The sequence below is a fragment of the Actinomadura sp. 6K520 genome, from assembly GCF_004349245.1.
In the GTDB taxonomy this organism is placed as follows: Bacteria; Actinomycetota; Actinomycetes; order Streptosporangiales; family Streptosporangiaceae; genus Spirillospora.
Map to the genome: position 1 here is coordinate 26,065 of NZ_SMLC01000026.1, position 14,476 is coordinate 40,540.

Sequence of the window (14,476 nt, forward strand, 5' to 3'; positions counted from 1 at the left end):
AGGCAAAACATGTCGTAACCTCGCCTGACATGACCCCCCGAGAGGAGACCGGCCGGCTCCGGACCGTGACCGGTATGATCGCGACGTCCGAGGTCACCGGGCCGGTGCTGTCCCACGAGCACCTGCAGTTGGACCTGCGCTGGGCGGCGCGCCCGAAGCTCGTCGAGTCCGATCCGGGCCGCGTGCTGGACGAGGAGAAGACCGTCCAGCGGGAGCTGAACACGCTGCGCAAGGAGCACGGTCTCGGCCTGGTCGTGGACCTCACCTGCTCCGGCATGGGACGCAACGCCGCCGCCCTCGCCCGCATCAGCGCGGGCTCCCGGGTGGCCGTGGTCGCCGGGACGGGCGTGTTCACCGAGCCCTTCCACCCCGCGTTCGTCCGCGAGACCCTCGCGCAGGGGACCGGGCGGTATCAATCTGGGGGGACGAACCCCCAGACCCCCCGGCAGGAGCCGGAGGGGCCGTCCGGTGTTGAGCGCCTGGCCGAGCGGCTGCTGGCGGAGGTCGGCTTCGGCATGGACGGCACCAACGCCCTGCCGGGCGTCATCGGCGAGATCGGCACGTGGGGCGAGGCGCCGACCGAGACCGAGGAGCTGTGCCTGCGCGCCGCCGCCCGCGCCGCCCGCTACTCCGGGCTGTCGGTGGCGACCTACGGCCGCGCGGGCCTCGCCCAGCTGGAGATCCTCACCGCCGCCGGGCTCGCCCCGGACCGGGTCGCGGTCGGCCAGCAGGACCGGGTCGACGACCCCGGCCAGCACCGCAAGATCGCCGAGACCGGTGGCTACGTCTCGTTCGGCACGCTCGGCCTCGCGGGGGAGGACCACGCGGCGATCGGCGCCCGGGTCCGCTGCGTCATGGACCTCCTGGAGGCCGGGCACGCCTCCCGGGTACTGCTGAGCACCGGCATCTCCCGGCGGGCCCAGCTCACCCGCTACGGCGCCGCCGGTTTCGGGTACCTGTTCGACACGTTCCTGCCCGCGCTGCGCGCGGCGGGCGCCGACGACGCCACCCTCGCGGCGATCCTGCGCGACAACCCGCTCCGCTGGCTCACCGGCTCCTAGCCGGCCGGCCGCGCCCGCGCGGAACCGCCGGTGGCGGCCGGGCCGTCCCGGGCCGTCCCGGGGCGCCTCTCATCCGCCCGTAATCGGCGCTGTACGCGCCTGTAAGGGCCGTGGAGTGGGTAGGGCAACCCTCGGAAGGGGGTTGTGCCGATGTCCTGGAGCGGATCCGCACGTGACGACCTCCGGCGGGGCGAAGGCCTCCGGCTCCCCTACACCGACCGCGCGGAGGCGGGCCGGGTGCTCGCCGAGCGGCTCGCCCTGATGGGCCTGGAGGGCGCGGCCGTCCTGGCCCTGCCGCGGGGCGGCGTGCCCGTCGGCTACGAGATCGCGCGGCGGCTGGGCTCCCGGCTCGACGTCCTGGTGACCCGCAAGATCGGATACCCGCCGCAGCCGGAACTGGGCGTCGGCGCGATCGCCGAGGGCGGCGCTCCGGTGTTCGACGCCGGGCTGCTGCACCGGCTGGGGCTGCGCGAGCAGGACCTGGAGGCCACGGTCGCCGCGGAGCGCGCCGAACTGGGCCGCCGGGTCGAGGTCTACCGGCGCGGGCGGCCGCTGCCGGAGACGGCGGGCCGGCCGGTGATCGTGGTGGACGACGGCCTCGCCACCGGCGGCACCGCGCGGGCCGCCGTGCGGGCGCTGCGCGAGCGCGGGCCGTCCCGACTGGTCCTCGCGGTTCCGGTGGGCGCCGCCGAGACCGTCGGCGGCCTGGCGGCCGAGGTGGACGATCTGGTCGTGCCGGCCGCGCCGGCGGAGTTCCGCGCCGTCGGCCAGTGGTACCGCGACTTCGAGCAGCTGACCGACGACGACGTGATCGCCTGGCTGGACCGCGCGGCGCGGAGCCGGGAGCCGAGCTGACGCCGCGGAAAAATGGTGCGGCCACTTTCTGAAAAATGGCCGCACCGCGGGGGCGGTTGCGGTAAAAGCGCCGGTTCGGTGGAAAGTCGGGGAGCGATCTGAGTCACAGGTGGCGCACCCGGGGGCGAAGTGTCCGGTTCCCCGGGCGGATGGACCGGGTCCGGGCAACGCAAACGGCCCCGCAGGGCGGGGCCGTGTCGTTTTTCGGTGGCGTGCCGGGGTTCGCGATGGGAGCGTTCTGGCGGCCTGCGTGCTCGGCTAGGCGGCGTTGGCGCGACGCATCCGGCGACGGCGCTCGGACGCGCGCTCGTCTTCGTTCAGACCGCCCCACGTGCCGTACTTCTCGGGCCTGGAAACCGCGTAGTCCAGGCACTCCGTGCGGACGGGGCAGCCCATGCAGATCTGCTTCGCCTTGCGCTCGCGGATCTCTCGCTCGGGCTGACGCTCACCGTCGGGACCGAAGAAGAGGACGAGGTCTTCCCCCCGGCACGCCGCGGCGTCCTGCCAGCCCCAGCTGGGACGAGGGAGGTTTGCCTGCCGACGTACCTGAGCCATGGAACACCCACCTTGATTGGTTTCGAACAATTTCAGGACATGGACGCCCGACATGCTTCGGATGACATGAAGCCAGAAGCGCCGAATGGTCCAACGTCCAGAGTTGCCGCTCTGTTCCCCGCCCGGTTGCACCGGGAAACCTGGGGACGTGCGGCCGGAGACCCTCGAATGGGGCCTCAGAGAGATTACACGAGTGCCGCCTCGTTGAGAAGGGTGAGTTCCCTAACAACGTAGGTTTTCATGTTCTCCCCGCAGTCGGCCCCGCAGGGGGACGACTGCCGGACGCTCTCGACGACGACCCGGTAACGGCTCTCCTGTAGAGCAACGACCGTTTCGTACCGAGATGTTCCCCCGGTGACCGACACCACGGTCACCTCGTCCAGCCCCAGGCGGCCGGTGTGCGCGCGGACGAAGTGCTCCGCGGCCTGCGCCGGCTCCGGCGTCCCGCCGCGCCCGCGCAGCCGGTCCAGGGCGACCTCGCCGCGCAGGTAGGCGTCCGCCGCCGTCACCGCGTGGGTTTCGTCCAGGTCGCCGTAGTAGAGCCCGTGGGGAAGACATACCAAATTCGCTGCAAATCGGTCACCGCCGACATGGGTGGTTTCCCAGACGAGGCGCCCGAAACGTGCGGTGAGCGCCCGGGCCAGCGGCGCACCGGTGCGGGCGCAGCAGGCGTTGCGGCGCCCGTGCGTGCAGACCAGCAGCACCGGCTCGGCCACCGGCTCCCCGAGGCCGGGGGACCGGCCCGCGGCCAGCGCGCCCAGGTCGAGTTCCCGCAGTTCCGCGGGGTCGGCCAGTTCCCGGCCCTCGATCCAGACCTCGGTGCCGCGCGAGAACGCGGCGTAGACCTGGACGGGCGGGATGCCGCGGCGGCGTCCCGGCCGGCGGATCAGCTGGGGCCGCACGCCCGCCCGCTGTGCCGCGCGCACGGCCTCGGCGATGGGCGCGGGCCGGGCCAGGTCCTCGACGCGCTCCGGCCACGGGCCCGGATGCTCGATGAGCAGCCAGGCGCCCGCCTTGGCGGTCGCGCTCGCCAGGCACGGCCGCTCTCCGGTGTGGCTGCCGGGGCAGTGCCCGCAGCCGTTGCCACGCGTCAAGGAGACCCCCCGTCGATCTTCGTCGATTAGGTAAGGGTAACCTAACGCACGGCGGGCAAACACGGCGGGCCGAATTCGTGATCAGGGGCCGCCCCCCGGAAACGGGGCTGGTCAGCGCAGGGCGGCGCGGGGCAGCAGCGCCTCGGCGGCCGGGAGCGCCGCCGCGCGGTCCGGTGCGACGAGCCCGATCCGGGTGCGGCGGTCGAGGAGGTCGCCCGCGTCCAGCGCGCCCTCGTGCCGTACCGCCCAGGCCAGCTCGGCGCCGAGGACCGGCAGCCCCGGGACGACCGGTTCGAGCAGGGCGGGGTCCTCCGCGGCGAGCGCGGTCAGCAGCGGCGCCTCGATCCCGTACCGCTGGACGAGGCGGGACGGCGCGTCCAGCGCGTCCAGGCGGTCCCGCGGGCCCGCGCCGACGAGCGGCAGCCGGGCGGTCCGGCTCGGCGCGACGTCGAGCCCGGCGGCGCGGGCCGCCGCGTCGACGGCGTCCTGCGCCATCCGCCGGTAGGTGGTGAGCTTGCCGCCGACGATCGTCACGACGCCGTCCCGCGAGGTCAGCACGGCGTGCCGCCGGGAGATGTCGGCGGTGTCGCCCCCGCGGCCGAGATCCAGCAGGGGACGCAGCCCGGCGTACGCGCCGATCACGTCGGCCCGCCGCACGGGGACGTCCAGCGCCGAACCGAGGATGTCGAGCAGGAACCCGATCTCGCTCTCGGTCGGCTCGGGCACGTCCGGGATCGGCCCGTCGGCCGCCTCGTCGGTCAGGCCCACGTAGACCCGGCCGTCGCCCTGCGGCAGCACCAGCAGGAACCGGCTGGCGGCGCCCGGGACGGGGATCTGCATCCCGGCCGACAGCCCGCGCAGCGTGTCCGCCCCAACCACGATGTGGGTACCGCGCGACGGGCGCAGCCGCACCCCGTCCACCAGGCCGCCCGCCCAGACGCCGGCCGCGTTCACCACCGACCGCGCCCGGACGCCGAACTCGCGGCCGGTCAGCTCGTCCCGGACGTGCGCGCCGTCCCCGGTCAGCGTGACCGCCCGGCAGCGGGTGAGGATGCGGGCGCCATGACCGGCGGCGGTCCGGGCGAGCGCGGTGACCAGGCGCGCGTCGTCCGCGAGCTGGCCGTCCCAGGACAGCAGGCCGCCGCGCAGCCCGTACGGCCGCAGCGGGGGCGCGAGGCGCAGCGTCTCGACCGGCGAAAGGCGGCGCGGGCCGGGCAGCACCGAGCGCGGGGTGCGCGCGGCGAGCCGCAGCACGTCGCCCGCGCGCACCGCTGCGCCGACGGCCAGCGCGCGGGAGCCGGACACGGCCGGGGTCATCGGCATCACGAACGGCAGCGCGCGGACGAGGTGCGGGGCGGTGCGCCGCATGAGGACGCCGCGCTCGACCGCGCTCTCGTACGCCACGTCCACCTGCCCGGACCCGAGGTAGCGCAGGCCCCCGTGGATGAGCTTGGAGCTCCACCGGGACGTGCCGAACGCCAGGTCGTGGGCGTCGATCGCGGCGACCGACAGCCCCCGGGACGCGGCGTCCAGTGCGGCGCCCGCGCCGGTCGCGCCGAGGCCGACGACGAGGACGTCCACCACCTCGCCGGGCAGTGCGGCGAGCTCGCGTTCCCTGCGCGCCGCGTTGAGCGACGTCCGTGCGTCGAATTCCGGAGTGTTCACGGCGCGAGCATCCTCTCCAGGATGTGGCGGAGTTCTTCGTCGAAGGCGTCGGAGCCGAGGTCGGGGTCGGCGTCGTCGAGCATCGTCGGCGCCGACAGGACGTAGGACTGGACGACCAGGAGCACCGCCCGCGCCTGCCGGGCCGGATGGTCGCGGCGGACGGTGCCGTCGGCGTGCCCGGCCCGGAGCGCCTCCTCGAACAGCTCCAGGAACACCAGCTGGCTCGCGCCGCAGCGGTCCAGGACGTAGGGGAGCAGCAGCTCCGGGTCCACCTCGATGATCTTGCGGAGCAGCGGGTGGTCGCGGAACGTCCGTACCCCGGTGACCAGGCCCGACACGAAGCGGGGCCGGACGGGGCGGCCGTCGTCGGGGGGCTGCAGCGAGTCGCCGAGCCCGACCCACTCGCGGGTCATCAGGTCGGCGACGATCGTGCGGACGTCCGGCCAGCGGCGGTACAGCGTCATCCGGGACACCCCGGCGCGGCGGGCGATGTCGGTCAGGGTCGTGCGGCGCACCCCGACGGCCAGCACGCAGTCGCGGGCCGCGTCGAGGACGGTGTCGTCGGCGGTGCGTGCACCGCCCGTGCCGTCACGCTCCGCCCCGTGGCGTACCCGGAGGGCGCGGCCCGCTTTCTTGTGACGATTCGACGTCATGTGTCACAGTGTAAGCACAGTTTCGAGGCCGGCGGCAGGCCGGTGACGGGAGGCGCGGGTGGAGACGCGGGACATGCTGTGGAGCGGCTGGGGCGATCCGGGCCGGGCCGCGCCGCTGCCGGAACCGGTGGCGGGGCTGCTGCGCGACATGCTCGGGGTGCGGCCCGCCGAACGGCCCCCGGCCGCCCTCGCCGACGTCGAGGTCCCCGGCTGCCGCCTCGGCGACGGCGAGCTGACCGCGCTGGCGAAGATCGTCGGGGACTCCAACGTCCGCGCCGACACCGAGACGCGCGTCCGGCACACCCGCGGCAAGTCGACGCCCGACCTGCTGCGCATCCGCGCCGGCGAGACGGCGGACGCGCCCGACGCGGTCGTCCTCCCGGGCTCGCACGACGAGGTCCTCGCCGTGCTGAGGTCCTGCGCGGAGCGCCGGATCGCGGTCGTCCCGTTCGGCGGCGGCACCTCGGTCGTCGGCGGGCTGGCGCCCTCGCTCGACGGCACGGTCGGCGGCAGGGGCGACGGCGCGGGCGCCGGCGCGTTCATCGCGCTCGACCTGCGGCGCATGGACGCCGTCGTCTCGGTCGACGAGACCGCCCGGACGGCCGTCCTGCAGCCCGGCCTGCGCGCCCCGGCCGCCGAGGCGCGGCTGGGGGAGCGCGGCTACACCCTCGGGCACTTCCCGCAGTCGTTCGAGTGGGCGTCGATCGGCGGGTTCGCGGCGGCGCGGTCCAGCGGGCAGGCGTCCGCGGGATACGGGCGCTTCGACGACATGGTGGTGGGCCTGACGGCCGCCACCCCGGAGGGCACGTTCGACCTCGGCCGCGCGCCGAAGTCCGCCGCCGGTCCCGACCTGCGGCAGCTCGTCCTCGGCTCCGAGGGCGCCTTCGGCGTGATCACCTCCGTGACCGTGCGGATCCATCCCGTCCCGGAGGCGCGGGAGTACGAGGGCTGGCGGTTCGCGTCGTTCGGCGAGGGCGCGGCCGCGCTGCGCCGGCTCGCCCAGGACGGGCCGCTGCCCGCGGTCCTGCGGCTCTCCGACGAGACCGAGACCATGGTCGGGCTCGCCGACCCGGCCGCGATCGGAACGCCGGGGCGGGGGGCGGAGGAGGGAGCCGGCCAGGCCGGGGCCGCCGGATGCCTGGCGGTGCTCGGGTTCGAGGGCACCGCGCGGCGGGTCGCCGAACGGCGGGCCGAGGCGGCGGACGTGCTGCGCGCCGCCGGCGGCGAGCCGCTCGGCACCGGGCCGGGCGAGAAGTGGGAGCACGGCCGGTTCAACGCCCCCTACCTGCGCGACGCCCTGCTGGACGCGGGCGCGTTCGTGGAGACGCTGGAGACCGCCGCGTTCTGGCCGGACATCCCCCGGCTGTACGACGCCGTCCGGTCCGCGCTGATCGGCGCGCTGTCCGGAGGGGGCACGCCACCGCTGCTGATGTGCCACATCTCGCACGTCTACCCGTCCGGCGCGTCCCTGTACTTCACCGTCGTGTCCGCGCAGGGCGCCGATCCGGTGGCGCACTGGGACACGGCCAAGCGCGCCGCCAACGACGCGATCATCGACGCGGGCGGGACGATCAGTCATCATCACGGGGTGGGCACCGACCACCGCGACTGGTACGCCCGGGAGATCGGGCCGCTGGGCGCGGCGGTGCTCCGCGCCGTCAAGGAGCGGGTCGATCCCGCCGGGATCTTGAACCCGGGCGTGCTCATCCCGCTGGCCGCAGAGGAGTGAGCACAGCACATGCCCGGCCCCGAGCAAGGTCCGCGCTCGTTCACCGCGATCGTCAACCCGGCGGCGGGCGACGCCGCCTCGGCCTCGTCGCTGATCACGCTGGCCCGGCTGCTGCGTGAGGCGGGCGCCGACGTCGCCGTCGAGTACAGCCGCGGCCTCGGCCACGCCCACGACGTCGCCCGCGCCGCCGCCGGCACCGGGCGGGTCGTGCTCGGCGTCGGCGGCGACGGCATGGTCGGCTGCGTGGGCGGCGCCCTGGCCGGCCTGGACGCCGGGAGGGATGCGGTGCTCGGCATCGTCCCGGCGGGGCGCGGCAACGACTTCGCGCGGCAGCTCGGCGTCCCGTCCGACCCGGAGGAGCTGGCCAAGCTGCTGCTGGAGGGCGAGCCGCGCGCGGTGGACGCCATCGAGGCCAACGGCACGCCCGTGCTCGGCAGCGTCTACGCGGGCGTGGACGCCGTCGCCAACGACAACGCCAACAACACGCGGCTGCTGCGCGGCTCCGCCGCCTACTACGTCGGGGCGCTGCGCGCGATCATCTCGTGGCGCGCCGCCGACTACCTGATCACCGTGGACGGCGAGTCGTTCGCCCGGAAGGGCTACACCGTCGTCGCGGCGAACTCCGGCTACTACGGATTCGGCAAGCACATCGCGCCGGACGCCCGCGTGGACGACGGGATGCTCGACGTGATCCTCATCCGGAGCGCGCCGAAGAAGCTGTTCTTCTCCGTGATGCGGGAGCTGGCGGACGGGACGCACGTACGGCGGCCGGAGGTCGAGGTCATGCGGGGCCGCGAGGTCCGGATCGAGCTGACCGGGCCGCCCGGGAGGACGCTCCCGTACGGCGCGGACGGCGAACTGCCCGGGGTGCTGCCGGTCACCGCCCGGGTGATGCCCGGCGCGCTCCGCGTCCTGGCCCCCTGACCCCTCGCATCCGCCTCTGACCTGCGAGAACGTCATGTCCCCGAGTTGGCCGGGAAGTTTGGGTCTGTTTACGCCCGCATTACGGCTCCTCGGATAGCGTCAGTTACGTCCCGCTTAGGGACCGTTGGGGCCGTCTGCGGACGGGGTCATGAGAAGGCGACTGCTCGCCGTTCTGGGGGGACTCATGACCACCCGCGGGCGCCCTCGTCGTGGTGGCGCCGGCGTCTCTGGGGGTGGCGCCGGCGTCCACCACGCACACGCGCGACCGGCCGCCCGCGTGAAGATCACACGCCGGCCGCGGCGAGTCGCTTGACGGCCGAGATCGCCTCCGGCCAGGCTGTGCGAACCCCTACCCGAGCCTTTCGCCCACGGCAGGCTGCCCGGAGCCTGCGCGCGGACACGCGCCGGACGGAACGGCTCTCCCCCCGGAGGCGTCCCCGTGAGTGCCGAGGAGTACCCCGACAACTCGCGCACCTCAGAGGCAGGCGCCGGATGGGTCTGCCGGAAACCCGGCACGTTCCACGACCTGCTGCCCGAGCGCGTCCCCGACTTCTCCTGGCGCCGCCCGAGGGTGCTGTGGCGCTCCCGGAACGACGTGGTGGCGCACCTGTTCGGCGATCCCTCGAACGCGATCCGCCGCCGCTGCGTCGCCGCGCTGCGCGAACGGGGCACGCCGGCCGCGTTCACCGTCCACCGCTCCGAGCCCGAGTTCTCGTTCGCCCTGCTCGGCGACACCGGCGAGGGCGACCGGTCGCAGTACGCCGTGGTCCCGCCGCTGCTGAACGCCGCCGCCGGCACCGACTTCATGATCATCGCCAGCGACGTGATCTACCCGGCGGGCGACGCGGACCAGTACCCGGGCAAGTTCTTCCGCCCCTACAAGGACTATCCGGCCCCCATCTACGCCATCCCGGGCAACCACGACTGGTACGACGGCCTGCGCGGCTTCCTGAACGTCTTCTGCGAGCTGGACACGGACTGCTCCCCGCCGCCGTGGCGCGGCCCGCTCTCCTTCGTGCCCCGCCTGCTGTGGCGCTCACCGGGCGAACTGGACGCCCGCGCGCTGGAGGAGGCCCGCCGCCGGTACCGGGGTGCGCCGGGCCAGCGGTCCGTCCAGCCGGGCCCGTACTGGGCGATCGACACGCCGTCGCTGCGCGTCATCGGCATCGACACCGGCATCACGGGCACCATCGACCGCGGCCAGGGCCGCTGGCTGCGTGAGGTCTCCGCTGGTCCGAAACCCAAACTGCTCGTGACCGGAAAACCGCTGTACGTGGACGACGAGCACCGGCCCGGGAAGATCGAGGGCGGCGGGACCGTGGACGAGATCGTCCGGGACCCGGCCCACAACTACGTGGCCGCGATCGGCGGCGACATCCACAACTACCAGCGCTACCCGGTCCCGGCCGGCGACGGGCGGACGATCCAGTACATCGTCTCCGGCGGCGGAGGCGCGTTCATGCACGCCACCCACACGATCCCCCGGACCCGCGTGGTCGAGGAGGACCGGTTCCGCTGCTACCCGCTGCGCGGCGACTCCCTGTCCCGCTACAGCAAGCTGTACGGCCGCTGGCTGCGGCTGCCGAAGCTCTTCGAGCTGACCCCGGAGGAGGCCACGGCCGCCGTCCGGCGCAGGCTCGGCATCACGCCCGCCCGCGGATACCAGAGCCCCGACCCCTCCTTCCGCGCGCGGTTCGTCGCGGCGCTCCTGGGCGTCCCGCGCGGTGGCCGGCACCGCCCCCGGTTCCTGCGGGCCCCGGTGCACAAGCTGCCGCAGCGTTTTCGCTCGGAACTGGCCGACTGGGACGACCCGCCGTTCTTCAAGAGCTTCCTGCGCGTGGACGTGACCGAGTCGCAACTGCGGATCCGCTGCCACGCGGCCACCGGCTGCGGTGACCAGGAGACCAACCCGCCCTGCGAGGACGAGGTCGCCATTCCGCTGCGCTGATCGTCGGGATCGTCGCGTGGTCGCGGCGGTGGCGGGGGCGGTGCCCGGGCCGCTGAGATTGGAGAATCGCCCAGAAGAGTTGGCAAAAGGGGTGTTCCTGGCGCGGGACGTGCGGCAATGCCGTTACAGTCGTGGCTCGTCAGACGGGTGATCGGTAACAGGCGGTCGGCCGGAAAGAGACCGCGTCACAGGAGAAGAGCACCACCATGAGTTACCCACAGCAGGGTCAGGGCCAGCACTACCAGCAGCAGGTCCACCAGGGCGGTCACGCGCCCGTCCACCAGCAGCAGCAGCAGGCACCCGCCGCCGTGGGCGCCGGGGCCAACATGAAGCGCCGCAACCCGGTCGCCGCCTGGCTCGGCCTGCCGATCATCACCTTCGGCATCTACGGCCTCGTGTGGTTCTACAAGGTCCACGCCGAACTGCACGCGTACGACCGGCGCGTCGGCGACTCCGCGGTCAACGCGCTGCTGTCGATGCTCTTCGGCGCGGTCACGCTCGGCATCTGGCCGCTGGTCATGTTCGTCAAGCTCGGCGGCCGCATCGCGGCGGCGCAGCGCGCCGCCGGCCTCCCCGCGACCTGCAGCGGCGGCATCGGATTCCTGCTCGGCATCTTCGGCTTCGGAGTCCTCTACTACCAGCTCCAGCTCAACAAGGTCGTCGACCGCTACGGCGACACCCCGCCCGGCCAGCAGGTCTCGCTCGTCGCCTGACCGGCGGGCCGCACACCCCGGGGGCTACGGCCCTGGCCCCGCCGCAGACCCCTCCGCCCCACCCGTCGCGGAGGGGTCTTCGCGTGCGCGCCGTGTCGGTGGCGCGCGTCAGAATGAGCCCGTGAAGGTCGCTGTGGCGGTGGGGGTGCGCGGCGGGGGAGCGCTCCGGCCGCTCGCCGAGGACGGGACGCCCGCGGGGCCCGCCCAGGACGTTCCCGACCTCGTCGCGGCCATCGGGGAGCGGGAGCGGTCCGAGGCGCCGCGCTGGGTGTGGCCGTCCACCGTGCGGCTCTACCCCCGGCTGCTGGACGCGGGCGTGCGGGTGGGGCGCTGCCACGACCTGGAACTGGTCGAGAGCCTTCTGCTCGGCCACGCGGGACGGTACGGGGAGCCGCGGTCGGTCCGGGCGGCGTGGGCGCGGGCCCGCGGGGAGCCGGTGCCCGCGGACGCACCGCCGCGGGAGAAACCGGCGCAGGCGTCGCTCTTCGACGACGATGCCGACCGGGACGAGCCCGCCGACGACATCGCGCAGGTCGTCGCCGTGCACGCCGAGCAGCAGCGCGCCATCGCCGGGCTGAAGGGTGAGCCGGGCGGAACTCGCCGATCGGCCGGTGGCGGGCCGGGGGCCGCAGGACGGTTCGCGCTGCTCGCGGCGGCGGAGTCGGCGGGGGCGCTGGCGGCGGCCGAGATGGGGCACGACGGGCTGCCCTGGTCGGCCGCCGAGCACGACGCGCTGCTCACCGAGTTGCTCGGACCGCGCCCCTCCGGCGGCCTGCGTCCCCGCCGGCTCCAGGATCTCGCCGACCGCATCGGCGCCGCGTTCGGCCCGCGCACGCACGTCAACCCCGACTCCCCGGCGCAGCTCCTCAAGGCGTTCGCGTCGGCGGGGCACCCGATCCCCTCGACACGCGCCCACGTGCTCAAGGGCGTCGACCATCCCGCGGTGCCGCTGCTGCTGGAGTACAAGGAACTCGCGCGCCTGCACACCGCGCACGGCTGGGCGTGGCTGGACACCTGGGTCAGCGGCGGGCGGTTCCGCCCCGAGTACGTGGCCGGCGGGGTGGTGTCCGGCCGGTGGGCGACGAGCGGCGGCGGCGCCCTGCAGATCCCGCGCGTCCTGCGCAGCGCCGTCGTCGCCGACCCTGGCTGGTCGCTCGTCGTCGCGGACGCGGCCCAGCTCGAACCCCGGGTGCTGGCGGCCCTCGCGGGCGACCGCGCGTTCGCCGAGGCCGCCGCCCACGGCGACCTCTACGCCGCCCTCTCCGGCGCCTTCGACTCCGGGCCGGGAGCGGCGACGGTGCCGGAGGACGGGATGAGCGCGCGGGACAAGGCCAAGCTAGCGCTGCTGTCCGCCATGTACGGCGGCGGGACGGGTGAGGCCGTGCGGCTCCTCGCCGTCCTGAAGAACCGGTTCCCCGACGCGTTCGAGTACGTGGAGGCCGCCGCCCGGGCGGGGGAGCGCGGGCGGCTCGTCCGGTCCCGGCTGGGGCGCACCTGCCCGCCGCCGTCGGCCGGCTGGCGCGAGCTGACCGCCGCGGGGGACGACGGCCCCCACCCGGAGCGGCGGAGCCCGGCCGCGCAGGCGCTGCGCAGCCGGGGCCGCTTCACCCGCAACTTCGTCGTCCAGGCGACCGCCGCCGACTGGGCGCTCGCCCTGCTCGCCTCGCTGCGCCGCCGCCTCACCGCGCTCGGCTCCGGCCCGTCCGCCGGTCCCCGCCTGGTGTTCTTCCAGCACGACGAGGTCATCGTGCACACCCCGGCGGAGCTGGCCGCGGACGTCGCCGCCGCCGTCCGCGACTCGGCCGGGGAGGCGCGGCGGCTCCTCTTCGGCGACACCCCCGTCGTGTTCCCCATGGAGATCGCGATCGTGGACCGGTACGCCGACGCCAAGTAGCCGCCCGCGCTCGCCCGCGGCCGGTGCGCTCAGCCGGCGATCGTGTAGGACGCGCGGGTGTTCAGGGCGTCGACGTCGTCGAAGGACGTCTGCCGGTAGGCGCCGCTGATGGTCTCCAGCTCGTTCGGCGCCAGGACGTCCTCGATGGCCGCGAAACCGCGCGGGGCGCGCTCGCTGACCGTCTGCAGGATCCGGTCGGCGGGCATGTCGCGGCAGGCCAGCACGATGGCGTTGACCGTCTCGCGGCGCTCCCGCTCGTAGGCGAGCAGACCCGCGGCGGGATCGGCGGCCCTGACCAGCTCGTGCGCCAGGACGCGGGCGTCGAGCACCGCCTGGGACCCGCCGTTCGACCCGATCGGGTACATCGGGTGGGCGGCGTCGCCGAGCAGGGTCACCCGGCCGAACGTCCAGCGGTCGAGGGGATCGCGGTCGACCATCGGGTACTCGAGGATCTCCGCCGCCCCGGACAGCATCGCCGGGATGTCGAGCCAGTCGAACGTCCAGTCGGCGAAGTGGGGGAGCACGTCCTCCAGGCGGCCCGTCCGGTTCCAGTCGGCGGCCTCCTCAAGCCGGTCGTCCCTGAGCCTCACCTCGGCCACCCAGTTCAGCAGCGCCCTGCCCATGCGCTCGGCGCGCATGGAGATCGGGTAGACGACCATCTTGGACGCGGCGTTGCTGCCCGCGATGGCCAGGGTGCGCCCGGTCAGGAAGGGCTCGCCCTCGGTGACCCCGCGCCACATCCTGATCCCGTTCCACAGCGGCGCCTTCTCGCCCGGGTTCAGCTGGGCCCGGACGGCGGAGTGCAGGCCGTCCGCGCCGATCAGCACGTCGGCGGTGCCGGTGTCGGCGGTGCCGGACGCGCGGTCGCGCAGCCGGGCCCGCACGCGGTCCCCGTCCTGCTCGAAGCCCTCGAACACGGTCCCGGTGCGGACGGCCTGCTCGCCGAGCCGCGCCACGACGGCGTCCAGCAGCAGCATCTGCAGTTCGCCGCGGTGGATGGAGTACTGCGGCCAGCGGTAGCCGAGGGCGCGTCCCCGCGGCTCGGCCCAGATCCGGCCGCCGTACCGGTCGAAGTGCACCGTCTCGGCGGTGGGGACGCCGGTCTCGGCGAGTTCGTCGCCGAGCCCCAGCTCGGTGAGCTCCCGCACGGCGTGCGGGAGCAGGTTGATGCCGACGCCGAGCGGCCGCAGCCGGACGGCGGAGTCGACGACGAGCGCCTCGACACCGGCCGCGTGCAGGCTCAGGGCGGTGGTGAGACCGCCGATCCCCGCACCCACGATGAGTACGCGCATGAATCGCCCTCCGTTGTCCGGGCAGGGCGGGGCCGGTGTGCCGGCGGCCCCGCCCGCCCCGGTCTCGTTCCTCGACCGCCGCGCACGGCGGTG

The 14,476-nt window shown here is 74.7% G+C and carries 12 protein-coding genes; 7 read left to right on the forward strand and 5 right to left on the reverse strand.

What is annotated here, in order from left to right:
- Nucleotides 1–29 precede the first annotated feature (29 nt).
- Both E1289_RS09825 and E1289_RS09830 read left to right on the forward strand, forming a co-directional pair.
- The gene (locus tag E1289_RS09825) at nt 30–1,061 is read left to right on the forward strand and encodes an aryldialkylphosphatase (protein ID WP_131977776.1); all 1,032 of its coding nucleotides are present in this window, start codon (nt 30–32) and stop codon (nt 1,059–1,061) included.
- 150 nt (nt 1,062–1,211) lie between these two features.
- On the forward strand, nt 1,212–1,916 hold the full coding sequence (locus E1289_RS09830; protein ID WP_131977779.1) for a phosphoribosyltransferase family protein: 705 nt from the start codon (nt 1,212–1,214) through the stop codon (nt 1,914–1,916).
- Between the two features lie 258 nt (nt 1,917–2,174).
- On the opposite strand, the gene E1289_RS09835 is transcribed toward E1289_RS09830, so the two are convergent.
- The 4 genes from E1289_RS09835 to E1289_RS09850 form a co-directional block, all read right to left on the reverse strand.
- Nucleotides 2,175–2,471 carry a WhiB family transcriptional regulator gene (locus E1289_RS09835; RefSeq protein WP_021600082.1) on the reverse strand — a complete coding sequence of 99 codons (297 nt, stop codon included), beginning with the start codon at nt 2,469–2,471 and terminating at the stop codon, nt 2,175–2,177.
- A gap of 185 nt (nt 2,472–2,656) precedes the next feature.
- Complete coding sequence (locus E1289_RS09840; protein ID WP_131977782.1) at nt 2,657–3,565, reverse strand: sucrase ferredoxin; 909 nt, start codon at nt 3,563–3,565, stop codon at nt 2,657–2,659.
- A 111-nt stretch (nt 3,566–3,676) separates the two neighbouring features.
- Entirely contained in the window at nt 3,677–5,230 is a 1,554-nt protein-coding gene (locus E1289_RS09845; RefSeq protein ID WP_131977785.1) for a glycerol-3-phosphate dehydrogenase/oxidase, read from the reverse strand.
- Complete coding sequence (locus E1289_RS09850) at nt 5,227–5,883, reverse strand: TetR/AcrR family transcriptional regulator (protein WP_131977788.1); 657 nt, start codon at nt 5,881–5,883, stop codon at nt 5,227–5,229. The genes E1289_RS09845 and E1289_RS09850 overlap by 4 nt, the downstream gene beginning before the upstream one ends.
- A gap of 73 nt (nt 5,884–5,956) precedes the next feature.
- Between E1289_RS09850 and E1289_RS09855 the strand changes: the two genes are divergently transcribed.
- From E1289_RS09855 to E1289_RS09875, 5 genes are all read left to right on the forward strand, one after another.
- Nucleotides 5,957–7,612: an FAD-binding oxidoreductase gene (locus E1289_RS09855; RefSeq protein WP_131977866.1), complete on the forward strand. Its 1,656-nt coding sequence runs from the start codon at nt 5,957–5,959 to the stop codon at nt 7,610–7,612.
- A 9-nt stretch (nt 7,613–7,621) separates the two neighbouring features.
- The gene (locus E1289_RS09860) at nt 7,622–8,536 is read left to right on the forward strand and encodes a YegS/Rv2252/BmrU family lipid kinase (RefSeq protein ID WP_131977791.1); all 915 of its coding nucleotides are present in this window, start codon (nt 7,622–7,624) and stop codon (nt 8,534–8,536) included.
- 439 nt (nt 8,537–8,975) lie between these two features.
- On the forward strand, nt 8,976–10,484 hold the full coding sequence (locus tag E1289_RS09865) for a metallophosphoesterase (protein WP_131977794.1): 1,509 nt from the start codon (nt 8,976–8,978) through the stop codon (nt 10,482–10,484).
- A gap of 206 nt (nt 10,485–10,690) precedes the next feature.
- Nucleotides 10,691–11,197 carry a DUF4234 domain-containing protein gene (locus E1289_RS09870; RefSeq protein ID WP_131977797.1) on the forward strand — a complete coding sequence of 169 codons (507 nt, stop codon included), beginning with the start codon at nt 10,691–10,693 and terminating at the stop codon, nt 11,195–11,197.
- Nucleotides 11,198–11,318: 121 nt separating this feature from the next.
- Nucleotides 11,319–13,091 (forward strand): bifunctional 3'-5' exonuclease/DNA polymerase, encoded by a 1,773-nt coding sequence (locus E1289_RS09875; protein ID WP_131977800.1) that lies wholly within the window; start codon nt 11,319–11,321, stop codon nt 13,089–13,091.
- Between the two features lie 29 nt (nt 13,092–13,120).
- On the opposite strand, the gene E1289_RS09880 is transcribed toward E1289_RS09875, so the two are convergent.
- A complete protein-coding gene (locus tag E1289_RS09880) occupies nt 13,121–14,383 on the reverse strand; it encodes a flavin-dependent oxidoreductase (RefSeq protein WP_131977803.1) in 1,263 nt (420 codons plus the stop codon).
- Nucleotides 14,384–14,476 lie beyond the last annotated feature (93 nt).